The 21,244-nt window shown below is 43.2% G+C and carries 21 protein-coding genes; 15 read left to right on the forward strand and 6 right to left on the reverse strand.

All coding sequences use genetic code 11. The annotated features are described in order from the left end of the window. The first annotated feature begins 10 nt into the window (after window positions 1–10). From MHH56_RS15145 to MHH56_RS15160, 4 genes are all read left to right on the forward strand, one after another. Complete coding sequence (locus MHH56_RS15145) at window positions 11–1,090, forward strand: nitric oxide synthase oxygenase (protein ID WP_339209085.1); 1,080 nt, start codon at window positions 11–13, stop codon at window positions 1,088–1,090. Between the two features lie 184 nt (window positions 1,091–1,274). Continuing rightward, window positions 1,275–1,649: a VOC family protein gene (locus tag MHH56_RS15150; protein WP_339209086.1), complete on the forward strand. Its 375-nt coding sequence runs from the start codon at window positions 1,275–1,277 to the stop codon at window positions 1,647–1,649. A gap of 231 nt (window positions 1,650–1,880) precedes the next feature. Then, the gene (locus tag MHH56_RS15155; RefSeq protein WP_339209087.1) at window positions 1,881–2,390 is read left to right on the forward strand and encodes a hypothetical protein; all 510 of its coding nucleotides are present in this window, start codon (window positions 1,881–1,883) and stop codon (window positions 2,388–2,390) included. A gap of 114 nt (window positions 2,391–2,504) precedes the next feature. Further along, on the forward strand, window positions 2,505–2,999 hold the full coding sequence (locus MHH56_RS15160; RefSeq protein ID WP_339209088.1) for a shikimate kinase: 495 nt from the start codon (window positions 2,505–2,507) through the stop codon (window positions 2,997–2,999). Between the two features lie 129 nt (window positions 3,000–3,128). On the opposite strand, the gene MHH56_RS15165 is transcribed toward MHH56_RS15160, so the two are convergent. Then, window positions 3,129–4,055: a methyl-accepting chemotaxis protein gene (locus MHH56_RS15165; RefSeq protein ID WP_339209089.1), complete on the reverse strand. Its 927-nt coding sequence runs from the start codon at window positions 4,053–4,055 to the stop codon at window positions 3,129–3,131. Between the two features lie 250 nt (window positions 4,056–4,305). Here MHH56_RS15165 and MHH56_RS15170 point away from each other — a divergent pair, with 250 nt between their 5' ends. The 7 genes from MHH56_RS15170 (at window position 4,306) to MHH56_RS15200 (ending at window position 12,702) form a co-directional block, all read left to right on the forward strand. Then, a complete protein-coding gene (locus tag MHH56_RS15170) occupies window positions 4,306–5,454 on the forward strand; it encodes a DUF3900 domain-containing protein (RefSeq protein WP_339209090.1) in 1,149 nt (382 codons plus the stop codon). A gap of 47 nt (window positions 5,455–5,501) precedes the next feature. Continuing rightward, window positions 5,502–5,861: a Lin0512 family protein gene (locus MHH56_RS15175; protein ID WP_076269289.1), complete on the forward strand. Its 360-nt coding sequence runs from the start codon at window positions 5,502–5,504 to the stop codon at window positions 5,859–5,861. Between the two features lie 30 nt (window positions 5,862–5,891). Further along, entirely contained in the window at window positions 5,892–7,205 is a 1,314-nt protein-coding gene (locus tag MHH56_RS15180; RefSeq protein ID WP_339209091.1) for a hemolysin family protein, read from the forward strand. Window positions 7,206–7,256: 51 nt separating this feature from the next. Beyond that, entirely contained in the window at window positions 7,257–8,045 is a 789-nt protein-coding gene (locus MHH56_RS15185) for an undecaprenyl-diphosphate phosphatase (RefSeq protein WP_339209092.1), read from the forward strand. 340 nt (window positions 8,046–8,385) lie between these two features. Next, a complete protein-coding gene (locus tag MHH56_RS15190) occupies window positions 8,386–10,248 on the forward strand; it encodes an assimilatory sulfite reductase (NADPH) flavoprotein subunit (RefSeq protein WP_339209602.1) in 1,863 nt (620 codons plus the stop codon). Between the two features lie 52 nt (window positions 10,249–10,300). Continuing rightward, on the forward strand, window positions 10,301–12,025 hold the full coding sequence (gene cysI / locus MHH56_RS15195) for an assimilatory sulfite reductase (NADPH) hemoprotein subunit (RefSeq protein ID WP_339209093.1): 1,725 nt from the start codon (window positions 10,301–10,303) through the stop codon (window positions 12,023–12,025). Between the two features lie 149 nt (window positions 12,026–12,174). Continuing rightward, window positions 12,175–12,702, forward strand: coding sequence for a GNAT family N-acetyltransferase (locus MHH56_RS15200; protein ID WP_339209094.1), 528 nt, complete (start codon window positions 12,175–12,177; stop codon window positions 12,700–12,702). A gap of 21 nt (window positions 12,703–12,723) precedes the next feature. Here the strand turns inward: MHH56_RS15200 and MHH56_RS15205 are convergent, their stop codons facing one another. From MHH56_RS15205 to MHH56_RS15215, 3 genes are all read right to left on the reverse strand, one after another. Continuing rightward, window positions 12,724–13,083, reverse strand: coding sequence for a VOC family protein (locus MHH56_RS15205; RefSeq protein ID WP_339209095.1), 360 nt, complete (start codon window positions 13,081–13,083; stop codon window positions 12,724–12,726). 120 nt (window positions 13,084–13,203) lie between these two features. Continuing rightward, window positions 13,204–13,494 (reverse strand): DUF3817 domain-containing protein, encoded by a 291-nt coding sequence (locus MHH56_RS15210; protein WP_076269299.1) that lies wholly within the window; start codon window positions 13,492–13,494, stop codon window positions 13,204–13,206. Between the two features lie 23 nt (window positions 13,495–13,517). Beyond that, the gene (locus MHH56_RS15215; protein WP_339209096.1) at window positions 13,518–14,135 is read right to left on the reverse strand and encodes a TetR/AcrR family transcriptional regulator; all 618 of its coding nucleotides are present in this window, start codon (window positions 14,133–14,135) and stop codon (window positions 13,518–13,520) included. Window positions 14,136–14,268: 133 nt separating this feature from the next. Here MHH56_RS15215 and MHH56_RS15220 point away from each other — a divergent pair, with 133 nt between their 5' ends. Beyond that, the gene (locus tag MHH56_RS15220; protein WP_339209097.1) at window positions 14,269–16,491 is read left to right on the forward strand and encodes an MMPL family transporter; all 2,223 of its coding nucleotides are present in this window, start codon (window positions 14,269–14,271) and stop codon (window positions 16,489–16,491) included. A gap of 145 nt (window positions 16,492–16,636) precedes the next feature. Further along, window positions 16,637–17,218 carry a hypothetical protein gene (locus MHH56_RS15225; protein ID WP_339209098.1) on the forward strand — a complete coding sequence of 194 codons (582 nt, stop codon included), beginning with the start codon at window positions 16,637–16,639 and terminating at the stop codon, window positions 17,216–17,218. Here the strand turns inward: MHH56_RS15225 and MHH56_RS15230 are convergent. Continuing rightward, window positions 17,202–18,614, reverse strand: coding sequence for a hypothetical protein (locus MHH56_RS15230; RefSeq protein ID WP_339209100.1), 1,413 nt, complete (start codon window positions 18,612–18,614; stop codon window positions 17,202–17,204). The two genes, MHH56_RS15225 and MHH56_RS15230, sit on opposite strands and share 17 nt — an antisense overlap. A 123-nt stretch (window positions 18,615–18,737) precedes the next feature. Between MHH56_RS15230 and MHH56_RS15235 the strand changes: the two genes are divergently transcribed. Then, window positions 18,738–19,178: a DUF6376 family protein gene (locus tag MHH56_RS15235; protein ID WP_076269304.1), complete on the forward strand. Its 441-nt coding sequence runs from the start codon at window positions 18,738–18,740 to the stop codon at window positions 19,176–19,178. A 56-nt stretch (window positions 19,179–19,234) separates the two neighbouring features. Next, the gene (locus MHH56_RS15240; protein WP_339209101.1) at window positions 19,235–19,489 is read left to right on the forward strand and encodes a hypothetical protein; all 255 of its coding nucleotides are present in this window, start codon (window positions 19,235–19,237) and stop codon (window positions 19,487–19,489) included. A 61-nt stretch (window positions 19,490–19,550) separates the two neighbouring features. Here MHH56_RS15240 and MHH56_RS15245 read toward each other — a convergent pair whose 3' ends face one another. Beyond that, a complete protein-coding gene (locus MHH56_RS15245; protein ID WP_076269306.1) occupies window positions 19,551–21,002 on the reverse strand; it encodes a SulP family inorganic anion transporter in 1,452 nt (483 codons plus the stop codon). Between the last annotated feature and the right edge of the window lie 242 nt (window positions 21,003–21,244).

Genomic DNA, 21,244 nt, shown 5'->3' on the forward strand with positions numbered 1-21,244 from the left:
GACGAGCAGCATGAGAAAGAACATAGCCGAGCAAGCGATTGCTTTCCTAGGTGAAGCGTATTATGAGCTTGGAAAAACCGAAGAAGAAGCGAAGCGGCGAATTGAAGAAGTGCTGAAGCAATTAGAGGATACTGGTTATTATACACATACGTATGAAGAGCTAAGGCATGGTGCAAAGATGGCGTGGCGGAACAATAACCGCTGTATCGGTCGATTGTTTTGGCAGACGCTGGAAGTATTCGACGCACGCGATATATTGGATGAGCTAGATGCCGCAAAACGAATCTTCCAACATATGAGCTATGCAACAAATGGAGGCAGGATTAGGCCAGCTATTACGATTTTTCCTGCCAGCCACTCCCAAAATAACATAAGAATTTGGAATCATCAGCTCGTACGTTATGCAGGTTACCGCGAGGGGGAAGTTATTATTGGCGATCCTGCCTCCGCAGCCTTTACAGCTGTTTGTGAGAAGCTTGGCTGGAGTGGTGAAGGTACTCGATTTGACGTGCTTCCGCTAGTCATTTCGCTTTCAGGGAAATCGCCTAAATGGTATGAGCTGCCTAAAGAGAACGTGCTTGAGGTTGCTTTGACGCATCCTGAAAATCAGGAGTTCGAGCAGCTCGCATTGCAGTGGTACGCCGTTCCTTTTATATCCGATATGGAGCTTGAAATTGGTGGAATCATGTATAAGGCTGCTCCTTTTAATGGATGGTACATGGGTACAGAAATCGGAGCGAGAAACCTATCAGACACCAGTCGCTATAATCAGCTACCGAGTGTTGCAAAACTTTTTCAATTTGATATGTCAACGAATACTTCGTTATGGAAGGACCGTGCTTTAACGGAGCTAAATGTAGCTGTACTGCATTCATTCAAAAAGCAGGGCGTCAGCATTGTTGACCATCATACAGCATCGGAGCAGTTTCTACGTTTTGAGAAGCAAGAGCAGGAGCAGGGGAGAGCAGTGACCGGTCGTTGGTCATGGCTAATTCCGCCTATGTCACCCGCTACAACAGGCATATGGCATCGCAGCTTTGATGATACGGAACGAACGCCTGCATATCGAGCGCAAGCTGTTCCATATTAAACAAATAATGTGTTAAATGTAGTAAGATAAATAGAGGAATGTTAGTACATGAATTGGGCTAATCTCCTCTATTTTTTTATTTTAAGCATGTGAGGTTGAATTTTGAGATGAACTGGCTTTTGCAGAGAAAATTATGAATGCCTAATTGTTTTAATAGGAGACTAAAAAAATAGGGAGGCTCTTTATGGGTAAATTTATTAGTCATGTACAGATTCCAGTGAAAAACTTGGAGGAAGCAGCTTCATGGTATATTACCAATCTCGATTGTACGTTACATGCTAATTTCGGTGAATTTGCTATTATAGGCTTTAAGGAAGATAAAACGCATATCTTTTTGTGGCAGTCTTCAGATAAGGAAACATCAACGTTTACAGTTAACGGCGAACCGTTTCCGAGCATCGGTTTTCAGGTAGAGGATATGGATGAGCTTTGCAGAAAGCTATTTGAAGCTGGCGTTAAGGTACACGGTGACCCACAAGCACCGTCAGGAGAAGAAGGAAGAAGGTTTTTGAAATTTTTTGATCCTGATGGCAATATGTTGGTCGCACATACCATATAGGAATGTTAATTTTGGTAAACTGTAATCAACTGATAGACTTTTATTAGCTGACGTTAAATGATATTTGAATCATACATTTGGATGAGCAGGCGCTAATCAGCCTGCTCTTTTTATTGGCTATAACGATTTCTACTAAAAGCTTTCATCTAGCGAATCTTAGCAGGAGATCCTCAATAATCAAGCAACATAAAATTATTAACATACGTCGAAGTAGATGTGTGTACTTTTAATTTGAATGTTAGAGAGGCAGGGGTTCTTGTGCAAAAGTTTGTCTGCTTGGTATTGTTTATTGCGGTTTGTATATCTGGTTGTTCCACAAAGTCTGATTCCGCAGCATCAGACCGAACTACCGAAAATACTGTAGTTGAAGAAAATTTGCCATTGGCACAATTGCCAGTGAATGAAATAAAGGAAATTGTTATCATAGAACCTGATGGCATAGATTTAGAGCCAATGCCTAAACCATTAGCGACTCTTACCGAGAAAAACGAATTTCAAGCATTCTCAGATGCAATAAAAGATGCGGTTAGAGCTACAGGGGAGGTTGTTGCTATCGGACCGAACTATGACATTGTCATAAAATATTCGTTTTCAGAGCAACGTTTTCGATACTGGAATAGCAAACCTCTAAAAATGATTACAGATCTTGAAGTACAAAAGTCATATTTCTTAAGTGAAGAAGCGATCAATCAAATTGATGAGTTAATCAACAAGCGGCTGACAAACGGTGTAAAGGATTAGGTTAACAAACTGAACGAGGCAGCCGTTAGGGTGACAGCTTTCCCGTGCTACTTTGAGGTTTAGTTCGATTTATTTTAAAGGGAAGATGGAGGCATTACAAAGGTGAGGAAAAATATGAATATCGTACTAATCGGTATGTCAGGAGCGGGTAAAAGCACTTTAGGTGTGCTGCTTGCAAAAGCTTTAGGAATGGATTTTATCGATACAGATCTTGTTATTCAACAACAAGAAGGTAGGTTGCTGCAAGAAATAATTGATCATGATGGTATCGACAAATTTATGGAAATCGAAGAGAAAATAGTTTCTGAATTGAAACTGAAAAACTGTGTTATTTCTACAGGTGGAAGTGTTATCTATTCAAATAAAGCTATGAATGCCTTGAAACAGGTTGGGCATATCGTTTATTTGCATGTCCCATATGAAGAGATTCAAAGGCGGCTCATAAACATAACAACTAGAGGGATTGTAATGAAGAAAGGAAATAGCCTGAAGGACGTTTATGAGGAAAGAGTGCCGCTATACATGAAGTATAGTGATAAAACTTTTGATTGCTTAAATAAGGATATCGAACATTGTGTTAGTGAAATTATAGAGAGCATGAAGAAATAAAGGAGCGAAATAGCGCACCTAATGTTTAACATGTATTACATAATTACTCGTGTAAGGGGAGTAGAAACAGCTTGAGGCCGTACGGGAGAATAATATTCATCTCATTTCGGGCCATGCTGAAGATGATTGCTAAATCGTATTTTTAAGCTCTTTCGCCTGCATATCCAGCTGTCGCGCCGCTTCCCCGATGCTCATGAATTCATCGACAGCCCGTTGAATGCGCAGCTGGCTTTCCGCAACAACCTCTTGTGAGAGTTTGGTGCCGTTTACGACCTCTTGAACATGGTTTACGATATCTTCTACATACCCATTTACTTCTTTGGTTGCTTCCTGGACTTGACCAGCCAGCTTGCGCACCTCTATCGCGACCACATTGAAGCCCCGGCCATGCTCACCGGCATGTGCAGCTTCGATTGCCGCATTTAAAGACAAAATATTCGTTTGCGACGCAATATCGCGGATGGTACGAACGATTTTACGAATGAAGCTTGTTTGTTGTTCCAGAAGGTGAAGGACAGTCATATTATCGCTTGCACCTACAGCCACTCTTTCAATTGCTGCTTCCACTTCTTGGCTGTGTGATATCCCTTCTTGGGCACGGCTAAGCAGCTCCTCGGACATTTTTAGCAAATTTTCTGTCATCTGAGAAGTAGCCTGTTCGCGGGCATTAATATCGGTTGCCATTTTTAAAATCGCAATAACACGGCCTTCTTCATCTCTGACCGGCATGTAAGTGGCCTCCAGCCAGATTGCATTTCCGGTTTTTGTAATCCGCAAAATTTTATTCTGAAAGGGTAGTCCATTTCGCAAGTCTTCCCAGAGTTTGGCATACGCAGTGCTATTCACAAATTGTGGCGAACAAAATTGCTTATGCAGCATGCCTGGCATCTCTGAGGAGTGATATCCCATGGCTTGCGCAAAATTTTCGTTTGCCCATAAAACCTTCCCTTGAATATCGAATTCGATCATGGCGAGCGACTGCTCAATAGCTGTAAGAACAGCTCGCTTGTCCAATACCTGGGTAGTCATATGTAGCATGGTGTTACGTTCTGTCATGTCGAGATTCTCCTTCATTCGTTCGAATGCTTATAGTAAGCAAAAATAGCCTTCACAACATTCTACAAACATTGTACATGTTGTGCAAGATATTATTATCAAGGGTTTGAAATACACTTGGAACATGTTTGAAATTCTATCAAATTCAGTTGAGAGATTAATGTGATTGGTTCTCTCATCTAATGTCGCGAAGAGGCGAGATATGCTATTCTAAGTAGATGACATCAGCTTGTTTGGAGGAATTATAAACGTGGATTTTAATATGCAATATTTATCCTTTTTCGTTATTCATACCGATGGTGAAGAGAGTGCCACATCATCAGGAAAACGGTTTAAACATTATCAGACATTAGAAGAGGACACATATGAAGATAGTGAAATTCAAAGGTTTTTGGATGATGAATTTAAACGGATCGTCAAAAGAAAAGTAGAGCGCAATCCTAACTCAGCAGGCGCGCCAACGAAGATTGGACGATTTATGGTTGAGCCCGGTTATGAACTCGGCAGCAATCAGAACTACAATTTATTTCAGCGGCTGCGTGACGCGGATTCCAAGGAGCGCTTTATCGGCATTGCCGACGAGCTCGTTCGAATCTACATGGATACGAGTGCAGTAAGGGGAGGCGCATTTATTATTGCGTTATCCAAGCTTAATACGTATTTCGATGAGCCGTTTTTATTTTTGCTGAAATGTGATTTTGAGCCTAAGATTGCTCGTATTTCGGATGAAAAAAGCTTAATCTCCCAGGTGGAGATGGCGATATCTGCTCGCAGCATCAAATCGATTCAGTATCCGCATATGCCGGAGGAGGGCATGCTAGAGCATTGGGAGCTAAAAATTCATCAGGCGTCGCACGCTCGATATTTTGAAGATTTCTTAAAATATGTTTCTTATGAGAAGCCTTTACCTGAGGTCATGGGTGAGCAAGTGGTGGAGATGGTTCATCAATATATTGCGGATAAGTGGCAAGAGGATGAAAGCTCGGAGCGCCGCGAGGAAGAAAATGCGGTTGAGGTGTGGGCGGCAAGTGAGAAGCGCGACCTTCAGGAGTGGTGGACGCCGGAGCAGGTAGAAGTTGCAGCAGCGGCATTAGTTGAGCAGAAGCCGGATTTACCTTTTACATTTAAACTAGGCGACGTTACAGTAAAAGGACTGCTTGCTGACTTTGGCGACAGCATCCATTTTGCCAAGCATAACGGACGTTACGTCGTCGTAATTGAAGGGGATTCCTTCCAATTCGATAAAGGCATGTCGCCGGTTGAGCTCGTACAGCCGCTTGATCTGGTTGATGTTATGCCTCGTATCGGAAGCAAGAAGCCTACTGAGGATGCGGATTCCGGATATAGCTACACCCCTGCTGGAGAAGGCACAGGCAATAACGATGATGTTCCATGGTAAGTCATCTAGTACGTATGAAATTTCACTTTGAAGGAGAGGATATTTAAGTGGACAACTTATTTTTTATAGAAATAGGCATGGGATGCGATCTACACGGTCAAAATATTACAAAGGCATCGGTGCGCGCGGTACAAAACGCGATTCATCATAACTCGATGCCCGGACTGCGATCCGTACTGCCAGGAGGAACGCTTGATAACATGAAGGTGCGGGTAAGGCTTGCACTTCCTTGTGATCATGAGCTTCTTGACGTTGAGCAGGTAAAAGCAGTGCTGCCGTATGGACAAGTGACTGTAGAAGTCATACACGGCGGCATGCTGACGACTAGCGGTGTAGTACTGCCGGACAAAGATGATAAAAACGATTTGATTTACATCGTTAATGCATCGGTTGAGGTGGGCTACTAGTAGCATCTCCATTGCAAAAGGGAGAAGACGATGGTTTTAAAGCTTGCACTATTCGTATTATTGCTTGTATTTACAGCTTTTTTTGTCGCGACTGAATTTGCAATTATTCGTATGCGATCAAGCCGCGTCAATCAGATGGTAGCAGAGGGCATGAAAAATGCTAGAGCGGTTGAGCAGGTAACGAGCAAGCTGGACGGTTATTTATCTGCCTGCCAGCTCGGCATTACGATTACAGCGCTTGGCCTCGGATGGTTGGGAGAACCAACGATTGAGCTTATATTGCACCCTTTATTTGATCGGATACATATCGAGGGCGAGCTAAGCTCGGTGCTTTCGTTTGTCATTTCCTTCATCATTGTAACGTACTTGCATGTCGTGCTAGGAGAACTTGCTCCCAAAACGTTAGCCATCATTAAATCGGAAGAAGTCAGTCAGTTTACAGCTCCGATTATCATCGTTTTTTATAAAGTGATGTATCCGTTTATTTGGCTTCTCAACGGATCTGCGAACTCCTTGGTAAGATTGCTGGGCTTAAAGCCAGCGAATGAGCATGAGGCTCATTCTGAAGAAGAAATTCGCATCATTTTGTCGGAAAGCTATGAGAGCGGAAAAATTAATAAAAGTGAGTATGGCTATGTCAACCGGATTTTTGCGTTTGATGAGCGGCTTGCAAGAGAAATTATGGTTCCTCGGACGGATATGGCCTGTTTGTATGTAGAACATACTCGCGAGGAGAACCTCGAAATTATAATAAGAGAGCAATACACACGTTTCCCTGTAGCCAAAGGAAGCAAAGACAATATCATTGGGATCTTAAATACAAAGCAATTTTTTCTCCGCTATGAAACAAACCGAGATATCGACGTAACATCTCTGCTTCAGCCCGTTATGTCGGTTCCTGAAGTCATGCCGATCAATAAGCTGCTCCGCAAAATGCAGCAGGAACGCGTTCAAATTGCAATTCTGTTGGACGAGTATGGTGGAACGGCGGGGCTCATCACTATCGAAGACATCATAGAAGAAATTGTAGGGGAAATCCGTGATGAGTTCGATGAGGATGAAGTGAAAGAAATCGAATATATTGAGCAGCAGCGTTATTTGGTTAACGGCAAGGCACTGATTAGTGATTGGAATGAGATTGCTGGAACTGATCTTGAAAGTGAAGAAGTAGATTCTGTAGGCGGTTGGCTCTTTAATCAGAAGCCCGAGCTTCCTATCGGAGAGCCGTGGACCTATGGGAATATGACCTTTATTATTCGTGAACGTGACGACAATCGAATCCGGAAAATCGAAATTCATACCGATTTGATCGAAAATGAAATGGGAACCTACGGACATGCATAGGCTTGTATAGAGTGAGTAATTTTCAGTCTATTTCTAGGAGGAGATTGGGCGTTGGGCGATTTAATTAATGCGATTATTATGGGTATCGTGGAGGGCCTTACTGAGTTTTTACCAGTTTCATCAACGGGTCACTTGATTTTAACAGCGGAGCTGTTGAATTTCACAGGTGATCGAGCGAAAACCTTTGAGGTGGTCATTCAATTTGGCGCAGTGCTGGCTGTGCTTGTGTTATACCGAAATCGGTTTGCGAGTTTACTTAATTTCAAGGTAGGCAAAAATTCGGGTTTGAATGCTCTTCACATCATTATTGCAATGGCACCGGCGGGAGCTTGTGCTGTTTTGCTTCATTCGTTTATAAAAGGCGAGTTGTTCGTTGCTGAGAAGGTGCTGATTGGTCTTGTAGCGGGCGGAATACTGATGATTATCGCCGACCGTGTACGAAAGAAGCCAACTGCAGAGGAGCTTGATGACATTACCTACAAGCAGGCCTTTGCTGTTGGATGTTTTCAGATACTCGCATTATGGCCGGGCTTCTCGCGTTCAGGCTCGACGATATCTGGCGGCATGCTGTTTGGTGTGAGCCAGAAGGCTGCGGCCGAATTTACTTTTTTAGTATCCGTTCCGATTATGGCTGGAGCGAGCGGAATAGACCTACTTAAAAGCCGAGAGTTTCTCACGATGTCGGATTTGCCTCTGTTTCTAGTTGGACTAATAGCTGCATTTATTGTAGGGATGATTGCGGTCGTAACGTTCATAAACATGATGAAAAAAATTAGGCTTTCATGGTTTGCCTATTATCGTTTTGCGCTCGCAGCACTTTTTTATTTTATTATTTTATAAATGGAGAAAACACTGATTTTCGACAAAATTATCGAGAATGATTTTCAACTACATATAATGTAGCAAAAATTCGCTTGGATCAACTATCATTAATTTATATCCAATCGATCATTTTTTCTAATAAATCCAAGATAATCAGGGCAAATTGCCCTGATTTCTTTGTTTTGTGGATGAATAACGATCTTTTTCCATAAAATTGTAATTTAGGAGCGTGAAATCATCGTTGATGGATTTGTCTGATTATGTTAGGTTAATAATTATTGAAGCACTTTTGAAGCACTAATTTTAAGTTAACTATGAAAACTAATGATGATTTTATGTTTATGAGAGGTGGATATTGTTGCAACTTCAGGTAACGAACAGTCCTTTTAATCAAGAGCAAGTTGACCTTCTGAATCGCCTTGTACCATCACTAACGGAGTCTCAGCAAATTTGGCTGACAGGTTATTTGTTTGCTCGTCAAGCATCAGCAGGTCCGTTAACGATTAGTGCGGATGTGCAGGCTGTCTCCGAGGGAGCAGCAGTTGCAGAAGTTATTTCAGCTATCAGTCAACCAGCGGTTTCCCGTGAGGTAACGGTATTGTTTGGCTCTCAAACCGGCAATTGCCAGCGGGTAGCTACCAGCTTATCGCGCAAGCTGGAAGAACAGGGTCTGCAAGTAACACTTGCGCCAATGAATAAGTTTAAGACGAACAATTTGAAAAAAGTCGAAAACCTGTTTTTGGTTGTCAGTACTCATGGTGAAGGGGAACCGCCGGATAATGCGAAGAGCTTCCACGAGTTCCTTTACAGCAAGCGAGCTCCACAGCTAGAAAATGTAAGCTTTTCTGTCTTGTCGCTTGGCGATACGTCGTATGAATTTTTCTGTCAAACGGGTAAAGACTTTGATCAACGTCTTGAAGAGCTTGGCGCAAAACGTATTGTTCCTCGTGTAGATTGTGACCTCGATTACGATGAGGCTGTTGCTGGCTGGTCAGCAGAGGTTATCAGCTCATTAAATGATCGTTTGAATGCTGCCTCGGGAACGACTGCAGCTATAGCGCAAACTAGCAGCGAAACAACACCAGAACAATCCGCCTATTCGCGAAACAACCCTTTTAAGGCTGAAGTTCTTGCGAATATTAACTTGAATGGCCGTGGCTCTGATCGGGAAACTCGTCATTTGGAGCTGTCGCTTGAAGGCTCTAATTTACAATATGAACCAGGGGATAGCCTTGGTATTTATCCGGAAAATCATCCAGAGCTCGTGGATGCGATTATTAAGCAAATGAATTGGAACGCTGAAGAAGTTGTTCCGATCAATAAGAGCGGTGAGCAAGGCTCATTGCGTGAAGCTCTACTTAAGTATTATGAAATTACAGCCCTAACGAAACCGCTGATCACGCAAGCAGCCGAACTGACTTCGAACTCAGCACTTCGTGAACTGCTGGCTCAAGGGCAAGAACAAGCGCTTAGAAGCTATATCAACGGTCGGGATCTGCTTGATTTATTGCAGGATTTTGAGCCTTGGCAAGGAAGCGCAAAACAATTTGTTGCTATCTTGCGTAAGCTGCCAGCAAGACTTTATTCCATTGCGAGCAGTTTTAAAGCGAATGAGGATGAGGTTCATCTTACCGTGAGAGCTGTTCGTTATGAGTCTCATGGTCGTGAGCGTTATGGGGTATGCTCCGTACATTGTGCAGAGCGTGTACAACCAGGCGACAGTCTGCCGATCTATATCCAACAAAATCCGAATTTCAAGCTGCCTGCGGATACGAATACTCCAATTATTATGATTGGTCCAGGTACTGGTGTTGCTCCATTCCGTGCATTCCTTGAAGAGCGCGAGGAAATTGGCGCAGAAGGAAAATCATGGCTGTTTTATGGAGATCGCCACTTTGTTACGGATTTCCTATATCAGACCGATTGGCAAAGAATGCTTAAAGACGGCGTTTTGACCAAACTTGATGTGGCTTTCTCCCGCGATACGGAAGAGAAGGTATATGTACAGCATCGTTTGCTGCAGAAGAGCCGTGAACTATTCGAATGGCTTCAAGCCGGCGCTTATGTTTATATTTGCGGTGATGAGAAACATATGGCACATGATGTGCATACGGCTCTATTAACTGTCATTGAGCAAGAGGGCGGATTAAGCGCTGAGCAAGCGGCAGCTTATTTGAATGATATGCAGGATCAACAACGCTACCAACGTGATGTTTATTAATAAATAGATAACAACAAGAGTACTTGAATGATTGCGAGAGGAGACAGCAACAATGGCGAAAGAGCAGTTGGTAAAACCTATCGGTGGACCGCCAAGTGAAGTTGAGCATATCAAAAGCGAAAGCAACTATTTGCGCGGCGCATTAGTAGAAACGATGAGCAATCCGATTACAGGCGGTTTGCCTGAGGATGACAATCGGTTGTTGAAGTTTCATGGAAGTTATATGCAGGATGACAGGGATTTGCGCAACGAACGTGAAAAGCAGAAGCTTGAGCCTGCATTTCAATTCATGATCCGGGTGGTACTGCCAAGCGGTGTAGCAACCTCTGATCAATGGCTTGCCATGGATGAATTAGCTCACAAGTACGGAAACGGGACTTTGCGTCTCACGACACGTCAAACGTTCCAAATGCATGGCATTTTGAAATGGAATTTGAAGCCTACGCTTCAAAAAATCAATAGCGAGCTGATGACTACACTTGCTGCCTGCGGTGACGTCAATCGGAACGTTATGTGCAGTCCAAATCCTTTTCAATCGAACCATCATGAGGAAGTAAGCTACTGGGCACGTCAAGTGAATGATCATTTGGCGCCGCGTACTCGCGCTTATCATGAAATTTGGTTGGATGGAGAAAAGGTAATCGATGGTAACGAGGATGGAGCGGAAGTAGAGCCGATCTACGGACCTGTATATTTGCCGCGTAAGTTCAAGATTGGATTTGCGATTCCGCCTTTTAATGATGTAGATGTATTCTCTCAAGACATCGGCTACATTGCAATCGTAGAAGATGGCAAGCTGAAGGGCTTTAACATTTCCGTTGGCGGCGGTATGGGGATGACACACGGCGATACAACGACTTATCCGCAGCTTGGTAAAGTGATTGGCTTCTGTCCGCCGGAGCGAATTGTCGAGTTAGCAGAGAAAACCGTTATGATTCAACGTGATTATGGCAACCGTTCGGTTCGCAAAAACGCTCGGTTTAAATATACGATTGACCGTCATGGGATTGAATGGTTCAAAACCGAGCTGCAAAACCGTCTTGGCTGGCATCTTGAAGAGGTACGCCCTTATCAATTCCAAAATAACGGAGACCGTTATGGCTGGTTGAAGGGAAGCAACGGTAAATGGAATTTGACGTTGTTTATCCAGAGCGGACGTATTGAGGATCAAGAAGGCAACCCGCAAATGACGGGTTTACGCGAAATAGCCAAAGTTCATACAGGCGACTTCCGTATTACTCCGAATCAGAATCTTATTATCGGTAATGTCAGCAGCCAGAAAAAACGCAAAATTACGGAGCTAGCTGAGCAATACGGACTTACGGACGGTACGCAGCATTCTGCGCTGCGCCGAAGCTCATTATCTTGTGTTTCGTTGCCGACTTGCGGTCTTGCTATGGCGGAAGCAGAACGTTACCTTCCAACACTGATCGATAAGCTGGAGCCGATTATTAATGAAGCAGGACTGCGTGACCAGGAGATCAACATTAGGATGACTGGATGCCCGAACGGCTGCGCAAGACCAGCGCTTGGAGAAATCTCATTTATCGGCAAGGCACTCGGCAAATACAATATGTATATGGGCGCGGGCTATGCAGGTGATAGATTAAACAAGCTTTACCGTGAAAATATCGATGAGACCGAAATTCTCGATACTTTAAAACCGATTATTAATCAGTATGCAAAGGAACGGGAAACGGGCGAGCATTTCGGAGATTTCGTAATCCGCGCGGGTTATGTAAAGGCTGTTCATGATGGTCAACAATTCCATAACTAATATAAGTATAATTTAAGCAAAAGAAGACTAGGGCGTTATGCCTTAGTCTTCTTTGTTATGAAGAGCACGATGAATCATCGATGAAATAAGATTGACCCTATTCATTAAATGTGTTAATTTGGTAAAAATCATCGGAGTGGAGCGTGCTTATGCCAAAATCAGCAATATTAATTAAACCAACAATCGAATACCGCGACGCGTATATATCCTTTTATGAGGACTGGATAAAGAGCGGTGAAGATATGGTGCCGTGGGTCATTGAGAGAGAACCGGAAGATTTTAATGCCATGATAGATTTTTTGTATGCTGAAGACACTGAATCCAAAATATTAAGCGGTGATCGCGTGCCTCATTCCACTTATTGGCTCCTAAATGAGGACAACTTAATTGTTGGTGCGGTTAATATTCGGCATCGATTGAATGAAAAACTGCTCAATCAAGGCGGCCATATCGGATATGGCGTTCGTCCATCGGAGAGAAGAAAAGGGTATGCCAATATCATATTATCAAATACGTTGGAGCTTTTAAAAGATTGGGGTCATCAAAAAGTTCTAGTTGTTTGTGATAAAGGGAATACCGGCTCAGAAAAAACGATTTTAAAAAACGGTGGCGTGTTGGAATCAGAATTCGTAGAGGAAAATGGCAATATTATTAAAAGATTTTGGATAGACCTATAATCAATGCAGCTAGCTATTTTTTTAGCATTTACAAACCATCAGCTGGTTTCCGTCGGGGTCTTTAAAGCTGAAAAAGTGACCATGTTCAATTTCGCTTACAAGCTCTACATTCTTATCACGCATGAACTGAAAAGCTGCATGGATGTCATCCGTATTAAAATGAAAAATAGGTGTTCTTGCATAAGTATCTTCTGTATAGATTTTACTGTCTAAAACAAGGTTTTGGCCGTTGTTATCTAAAGGAATACAGCATAAATGACCTGCAATGATATCATAGGTAGGCTCCAATTCAAGAATGGAGCAATACCATTCACGAGCTTTTTCAATATCGCTAACCGTAACAAAGATTGCTCCTACTCTATTCATAATAATACCCATCATGAAACACTCTCCTTTAATTTTACATTTATTCTATCATGCTTTGAAGGCTAGCTCACATCATTTCTTCCATTATTATCAAAAAAAGAGGTTATTCCAATTGCTCGGAATAACCTCTTTAACTTATTGATCGCGAAGCAGCTTCTTATCAAGAATAAATGTGCCAAACGGAAGGAAAGCTGCGATAAATGCTGCTGCTGCCTTTAGAATCGACCAGCGGTGTTTAATCCATACATGGAAGACAGCAAGGATATAAAGAACGAATAAGAGGCCATGAAGTCCGCCTACAATAGTCACGGGTTCTGGAATATCAGCCCAGTATTTGAGGGGCATTGCTATTAAAAGCAGTAATAGAAAAGATAACCCTTCGATGAAACCAACGACCCGCAGACGACCCATTGCGGTTTTAAGCATTAAAAAACCTCCAATTAATAAGATTACGAGCGAGGCTCTAGTCCTGCCCACAATAGTTCTACGATTTCGAACGCGGCTTGTTCCACTGTTTTTTCATTATTAATGATTTCTTTACGATTTCGAACCGTTAACATAGCTGTAAAGACATGAGCAAGCAGCATCGAATCACCTCGTTTGATTTCGCCCTCGTCCATTGCCTTCTGAAATACACTCCCAATTAATTCGTGTATCGCTTGCTCACTCGTACGAATGCTCGTAATTTGCTCCTCAGTCAAACCGCTGGAAGCTTCCCGCATCATCGTTTCAAACTCAACATGAGCATTGTTCATATGGCGTTCAGCAACAACAAGCATTCTTTCCTTCAGTGACCCGGTGCTGCTAACAATTTTTGAAGTTTGATCATAAGCCATCTTTAGAACAAATTGAAGACATTCGGTGAACAAAACGCTTTTATTATTAAAATAATAATAAACGCTTGCTTTTGTAACCCCGCATGCTTGAGCTACACTTTCTAATGAAACTTTTTCGAAACCTTGCTCCATAAATAAAAAGGCTGCTGTGCGCAAAATTTGCTGCATCGTCTGAATTGAACCTGTGCCTTTGGGCCGGCCTGGTTTGCGTTTTATTTGGTCCTCGCTCATCGACATGCCCTCCATTCATCAAATTGTAATAAATATGAATTGATTAATTAACCTTTCGGTATATATAATTAAATTATCGCTTGAGTTAATTTTAAACGATATTAGTCGTAATGTGAAATGGAGGATTTGTCAAATGATCGAAAGATTAGCAGGAATGGTCGCTGGACGACGTACAAGGTGGATAACATTAGTTGCGTGGATTGTATTAGCCGGGCTGCTAACTGTATTTCTGCCAGCTGTGGGTGACAAAGAAGTAAGCAATGCTCCAAACCTAGAGGCTGACAGCCCGTCCGTTGTCGCTGATCAATTAATAAAGGATAAGTTTCCAAGCTCCTCTGGCATTCCAGCTTTGGTGGTCTGGCATCGAGAAGGCGGCTTAACAGAAGCGGATTATGCGCTTATTCAAAAAACGACGCAGAAGATTGTTGAAAATCCGTTGAAAGAGCAAGGCGAGGTTATACCTCTTCATCAAATGCCTTTACCTGCTTTGCAAAAGTTTGCTTCTGAAGACGGAACGACACTCGTTCAGCCGATTCAGTTCGGTGAAGCAACAGAAACTGAAGTTTTGAAGGAAAATATTGAGTCCATAAAAGCTATCATCGGAGAAGCATCAGGTAAAGAACCTTTTTCCGTACCTATCGATGATGATGCTGAATTAAGCGTGCGTGTCAGCGGTCCTGTTGGTATTTCGGTTGATGCAACCGATTTGTTCAAAGGAGCGGATGTATCACTGATGATCGCAACGGTACTTATCGTACTAGTCTTGCTGCTCCTCATCTACCGCTCACCGATTCTTGCTATCATTCCACTAATTGGTGTTGGATTTGCTTATGCTGTTACAGGACCATTGCTTGGCTTTATGGCAGGTGAAGGCTGGATAACGGTGGATGGGCAAGCTATATCCATTATGACTGTGCTCTTATTCGGAGCGGGTACTGATTATTGTTTATTTTTCATCTCGCATTTCCGTCAAGAGCTTACTCGTGAAAGTGATAAAATGAAAGCACTAAAACGATCGTTCAAGGACGCCTCAGGTGCTATTGCAATGAGCGGCTTTACGGTAGTTCTTTCTTTGCTAGCTTTGCTTGCGGCTAAGTACGGTGCTTATGATCGCTTCGCAATTCCATTCAGTTTATCGATCCTTATTATGGGAATCGCAAGTTTGACGCTGGTTCCGGCATTGCTTTCAATTATTGGAAGAGCCTCATTTTACCCGTTTATTCCGCGTACAGATGCAATGGCGCATGCACATGCGGACAAAAAAGGAAAAGTGTACCGTAAGCCGAACACGGAGAAGAAGCTCGGCACCAAAATTGGAAAGCTTGTTATAACGAAGCCGTGGATGGTTGTTATCACCTCTGTTTTGATACTAGGAATTTTCGCAAGCTTCTCCAGTCAAATTAAATTTACTTATGATCTGCTGTCTTCTTTTCCAGAGGATATGCCTTCAAGAGAGGGTTTTGAAGTAATTTCGAAGTCATTTACGCCAGGAGATTTAGCACCGATTACAGTGGTTGCTGCGACGGATGGTGCAGTGCCTGAGTTAGCAGAAAAGCTTGCTGCTGTGCCGCTTGTTGATCATGTTCAGGAGCCGCAGCCGAGCGTTAATGACCCTAATTTACAATCGTATACGGTCATCTTGAATACGAATCCATATTCCCAGGAAGCAATGGAGACGATTCCGTTACTCCGTGCGGCGGCAGAAGCTGCGCTTACGAATGGAAACGTTGCTGAGGCTGATCAAAAAGTATGGATCGCTGGCCAGACAGCTACGCAATATGATGCCAAGGTGCTGACGGATCATGATAATAATGTCATTATTCCTTTAGTTATCGGACTCATCATGATTCTGCTGTTTGCTTATTTAAGATCCATTACTGCAACATTATACTTAATCGGCACTGTATTGCTGTCGTATGCAGCCGCACTAGGCTTGGGCTGGGTGATCCTGCATTACATCATGGGCGTTGATGCCATTCAAGGTGCAATTCCGCTTTATGCATTCGTTTTCCTCATTGCGCTTGGTGAAGATTACAATATATTTATGATCTCAAGCATTTGGAAAAAGAGCAAAACGCTGCCGCTGAAGCAAGCCATCAAAGAAGGGGTAAGCGAAACGGGCGGCGTAATCACTTCAGCAGGACTTATTCTTGCAGCTACGTTTGCCGTGCTTGCGACGCTTCCTATCCAAGTGCTTGTCCAGTTTGGCCTCATAACAGCGATTGGGGTTTTAATGGATACCTTTATCGTTCGTCCATTCCTCGTACCAGCTATTACGACTTTACTAGGCAAGAGAGCGTTCTGGCCAGCAAAAGTATCGCTAATAGAGGAATCCAAGCAAAAGGCAAAGGGATAACAACTAAAAAAGCTGTTTCGATCGTAGCTTCCACTACGGGAGAAACAGCTTTTTCATTGCTATAAATGAAACATTTTCCCAAAAGAAACCGTCTTAACTTAAAGGCATAAATGCCTGCTATAGAGAAAAGGTTGGGGGAGTAGATATGATCAATAAAAAACAGAGACTTTCAGTTGGATTCATTTTCATATTTTTTATTAGCAGCTTATTGTTTATTCCATCGAATGTCCAAGCCTGTTCTTGCGTAAAACCAGGTACGGTGGAGGAGAGCAAAATCAAAAGTGACGCAGTGTTTGAAGGAACGGCAACTTCTGTTAAAACATCCTCACAATCCTTGTTTCGCTCCTCTGAGAGAGCGGTCAAAGCCAGCTTCCAAGTCAATGAAGTGTGGAAAGGACATGTTGCTCCAACGCTTGAAGTGAAAACGGCTGAAAGCGAAGACAGCTGCGGCTATACGTTTAAAGAAGGAGAACGTTATTTGGTTTACGCAAAAACAACTGGAAAATCGCTACAAGCACTCTGCAGCGCAACATTATTGCATAGTGAAGCAAATGAACATATCAAGCTGCTTGGTATTGGTTCATTGCCGCCGCAGCCGGAGATCCCCTTGCAGAAAACGGAAAGCTCATTAACACAAGGCTGGTACATAGGGCTTGGCGGTATTGCTGTAGTATCACTCATCTCCGTATTTTATCGTCAACGAAAGCGATCTAAATCAAGAACATAGCAACGATTGTTGTGACACAAAGCCCGATGAGCACCGGTTTTAAATTGCGACGCGCAAGTTCAAAAGGATCTACCCCGCAAATGGCTGCAGCAGGGATAAGCGCCCAAGGAATGATTGTACCGCCGCCTACCCAGATTGCAGCAACTTGACCAAGAGCCGTCAAAGTGGCAATCCCGGAGCCTATGGCGTGGCCAAAGAGCTGCGCGATCGAGCCTGCAAGCGAGATACCAGAGAAGCCTGAGCCATCAAGGCCTGTCACTGCTCCGACTACTGTTAACGTAATCGAGCCAACAACTCCATTAACGGGCACGACATGAGCAAGGGCAATGCCGAGGTCATTAACTATTCCGTGCGACGCTTCAGGAAGCTTGTCGCCGAACATGGCTAGAAATCCAGAGTCGCCCAAGTAAAAGAAAGCCGCAATCGGTATAACCGGTCCAAATACTTTGAAGCCGAATAGGAAGCCTTCAATTAAATAACTAGTCGTTTTCTCGAACCCTTTGCCACGGTGTGTCAGCATTGTAATGAACAGCATAATGAGTATGGCTGTTCCGCCAATCAGCGCAGTGGCATCACCGCCTTGAAGCTTAAGCGCGAACATGGCTGCCACATCAAGTGCGAATAACAAAGGAATAATTGCTGCGAGCCAGCGCTTTGTACTCAGTGACAGCGCATTCCGGTCGGCATCGAAGCTGGGGTCGTTTGATGGATCTGGCCCTGTGGCTGAAAGGACAAGTCCATCACGCCATGTACCAAGTTTCTGATCACGTCGCATTATCCAGTAGGCAGCGACGGTTGTGACAACCCCCATGACAATGACTAACGGAATGCTGGCCTGCATGACGGAGCTGACAGGAATACCAGCAGCATCCGCAGTAAGCTTAGGTGCGCCTTGGATGATATAATCACCAGACAAGGCGATGCCATGTCCGAATAAATTCATCGCGACTGCTGCTCCGAGTGCAGGCAGCCCAACACGCAAAGCTACAGGGAGTAAGACGGCACCGATGAGTGCAACCGCTGGCGAAGGCCAGAAGAAAAATGAGGTTACCATCATAATTAAGCCGATTCCCCAGAAGGCGAGCGCGGGTGTTCTAAGAAAACGGGTAAACGGAGATATCATAATCTCGTTTATACCGGTTCGAATAAGGATACGACTCATGGCGACGATGATGGATATAATTAAAATCGTTCCCAGCAATTCTTTTATGGCAAAGATAAAGCTGTTAAAAATACCGCTTACAGAACCGCTTGCCGATGTGGTTGCTAGTATTCCAATTCCTAAGATCCCGGCAATACAAATAAGCGTTGTATCGCGTCGCATCAGCATAAATCCAATGATTGCGATAATAAAGGTCAAATAAACCCAGTGAATCGCCGATAAATGAATATCCATCTCGATCATCTCCTTGTGACATACACGAAACCAGCATGAGCTGTTAATCGTACAGTAATGTATGCATCAACTCGAATAGGCGTTCATCTCGGTAGTAGGATGATTATGACAAGGAGGTTGCTTATGATTAAACGAGGCGTTTCGATAATATTGCTCTCCATAATGCTAATGACATCTGGGTGTGGTATTATTGATCAAGTAGGTCAAACGGTAAATTTTGCAACAGAAACGACGGATTACTTACAAACGTTAACGGATTTCGGACAAGATATGAATACACTTGCAGAGCAAGCAGTGACGGATTTGGACAAAAGAACGGATTTAAAGGAGAAGCTTCTTGCTTTGAAGGAACAGGTTGTCCATTATGAGGGACTGCAGGTACCTGATTACGCAAAAGATATCCATCAATCGATTGCCGATTACAACGCGACGCTGCAGCAGGGTATCGATCAAGCTCTAACGAATATTGAGCAGGGTAGAGCTGCTTTTGAATCGACGGGTATTCCAGATACGATCAACAAAATTAACGAGCTGTTAAATCAAATCAATCAGCTCGCACCGTAATGAACGTTGAGAAAGGAAGAACAGAAGTGATTAACATCAATGTATTACAGGCCACTATGACGTATTCGAAAGAAGACGGTTACGTAGGCAATGTTCAATTCGGGGTAGAAGGACATAAGAATGAGTATGAAATTGCACTGCACAGCAAGCGGGGCAAAGAGTGGGGTTATGGCTTGTTTTTCCTTCATGAATCAGGCAAGGAAGAAGAACTGCTGGCACTTGAGGATTTGTTAGAGGAAGATGACGAGTTGTTTGATTTCTTCATCGATACAGCCAAGGAAAAGCTAGTAAAGGAAGAAAAACAGGAATAAAAAATGATTAGAAAAGCTCATGCTGGCACACCGACAGGTGCACTTGCATGAGCTTTGTTTGTTAATGACCACCTGATGAAGTTAAGCCCAAATGACGTATAATTAATTTGCTTTCCTCATTGAGCCCCGTAAATGAAACTTTCTTGTTCAGCTGCTCATATTTGTTTTTAACCTTCGCTATGGCGGTTACCGCGGATTGATCCCATACATGCGAGCCGCTAAAGTTAATGGTCACATGTGTTGGATCGTCTTTATAATTAAAAAGAGTCACAAAACGACTGGTTGTCCCGAAAAACAACTGTCCGGTTACATGATACGTAAGATTCTTCGAGCGTTCACCTGCGATGGAAACGCGGATTTTCGCCATTTTACCAACGAATACAAATGCACTTAGCACAACTCCAGCAAATACGCCTTTAGACAAGTCATGTGTGATAAGAACAATAACTACTGTAACGATCATGATTAGCGCATCGGTACGTGGAACTTTATGAATATGAAATACTGATTTCCAATCAAATGTGCTAATAGATACCATAATCATGACGCCGACTAAAGCAGCCATCGGAATTTTATTGACGACATCACTTAATACCATAATAAGAAAGAGCAGGAACGAGCCAGCTACGAATGTGGAAAGCCTAGTTCGGCCGCCTGATTTCACATTGATAACCGATTGACCAATTAATGCACAGCCTGCCATTCCGCCAAAGAAGCCTGTCACCATGTTTGCAATGCCTTGACCGCGTACCTCTTTGTTTTTGTTGCTTGTTGTATCTGTCATTTCATCAAGCACCGAAGCTGTTAAAAGCGACTCCAAAATTCCTACGATGGAAAGTGAGAAGGAGTACGGCAATATGATCCACAACGTATGAAGCGAAAATAAGGTATCCGGAATATGGAACAGCGGCAATGTACTTTCGATTAAACCTCTGTCGCCAACGGTTTTGAGATCCGCGCCAATGGCAACGGCTATAATGGAAACGATAATAATTGCAGCCAGCGGTGAAGGTATAACCTTTGTGAATTTAGGCAGCGTATAGATAATGACTAATGTTAATGCAACGAGAGCATACATAATCCAAGTAGCACCCACAAAATGAACAAGCTGGGTAGTGAAGATGAGGATGCCTAATGCATTGACAAAGCCGAGCATGACGGATTGCGGAATAAATTGAATAAGCTGCCCTAGCTTGAGCACGCCCATAATATACTGCAATACACCCGCCAAAATCGTAGCAGCGAACAAATACTCGATGCCATGATCTTTAACTAGAGAGACCATCAGTAACGCCATCGCTCCTGTCGCAGCGGAAATCATTCCGGGCCTGCCGCCAACAATGGAAATAATGACAGCGATGCAAAAGGAGGCGTACAATCCAACCATTGGCCCAACACCTACCATTAAAGAAAAAGAGATAGACTCCGGTATGAGCGCTAACGCAACTGTAATGCCCGCCAAAATATCACCGCGTACATTTGAAAACCATGATTTTTTTAGTTGTTCAAGCAAAGCAAATAAACCTCCCAAATTGCAGTCATTTGTCTAATTTTACTGACACCAATAACATAACAATGATATTGATTGACTTTCCTCTCGCAGAAAAGTCGGGGCCGTTGCACACTGTTCGTTATTATACAACAAATAACGTGAAAACAACGCGGCACGATGTCTTGGGAAAGCGATTACATCCAGTGAATTCGCCAGTTAGCTTGCATTATCTAATTTTCAGGCATAAGGCTAGGAATAGAAAA

Origin of the sequence: Paenibacillus sp. FSL K6-3182 (assembly GCF_037976325.1) — a bacterium.
Taxonomy (GTDB): domain Bacteria; phylum Bacillota; class Bacilli; order Paenibacillales; family Paenibacillaceae; genus Pristimantibacillus.

Coding starts and splice junctions, on each gene's coding strand:
- MHH56_RS15225 (WP_339209098.1), top strand. CDS start 16,637: ATGATCAATAAAAAACAGAGACTTTCAGTTGGATTCATTTTCATATTT.
- MHH56_RS15180 (WP_339209091.1), top strand. CDS start 5,892: ATGGTTTTAAAGCTTGCACTATTCGTATTATTGCTTGTATTTACAGCT.
- MHH56_RS15215 (WP_339209096.1), bottom strand. CDS start 14,135: ATGAGCGAGGACCAAATAAAACGCAAACCAGGCCGGCCCAAAGGCACA.
- MHH56_RS15150 (WP_339209086.1), top strand. CDS start 1,275: ATGGGTAAATTTATTAGTCATGTACAGATTCCAGTGAAAAACTTGGAG.
- MHH56_RS15230 (WP_339209100.1), bottom strand. CDS start 18,614: ATGGATATTCATTTATCGGCGATTCACTGGGTTTATTTGACCTTTATT.
- MHH56_RS15210 (WP_076269299.1), bottom strand. CDS start 13,494: ATGCTTAAAACCGCAATGGGTCGTCTGCGGGTCGTTGGTTTCATCGAA.
- MHH56_RS15200 (WP_339209094.1), top strand. CDS start 12,175: ATGCCAAAATCAGCAATATTAATTAAACCAACAATCGAATACCGCGAC.
- cysI (WP_339209093.1), top strand. CDS start 10,301: ATGGCGAAAGAGCAGTTGGTAAAACCTATCGGTGGACCGCCAAGTGAA.
- MHH56_RS15165 (WP_339209089.1), bottom strand. CDS start 4,055: ATGACAGAACGTAACACCATGCTACATATGACTACCCAGGTATTGGAC.
- MHH56_RS15145 (WP_339209085.1), top strand. CDS start 11: ATGAGAAAGAACATAGCCGAGCAAGCGATTGCTTTCCTAGGTGAAGCG.
- MHH56_RS15205 (WP_339209095.1), bottom strand. CDS start 13,083: ATGATGGGTATTATTATGAATAGAGTAGGAGCAATCTTTGTTACGGTT.
- MHH56_RS15160 (WP_339209088.1), top strand. CDS start 2,505: ATGAATATCGTACTAATCGGTATGTCAGGAGCGGGTAAAAGCACTTTA.
- MHH56_RS15220 (WP_339209097.1), top strand. CDS start 14,269: ATGATCGAAAGATTAGCAGGAATGGTCGCTGGACGACGTACAAGGTGG.
- MHH56_RS15235 (WP_076269304.1), top strand. CDS start 18,738: ATGATTAAACGAGGCGTTTCGATAATATTGCTCTCCATAATGCTAATG.
- MHH56_RS15240 (WP_339209101.1), top strand. CDS start 19,235: ATGACGTATTCGAAAGAAGACGGTTACGTAGGCAATGTTCAATTCGGG.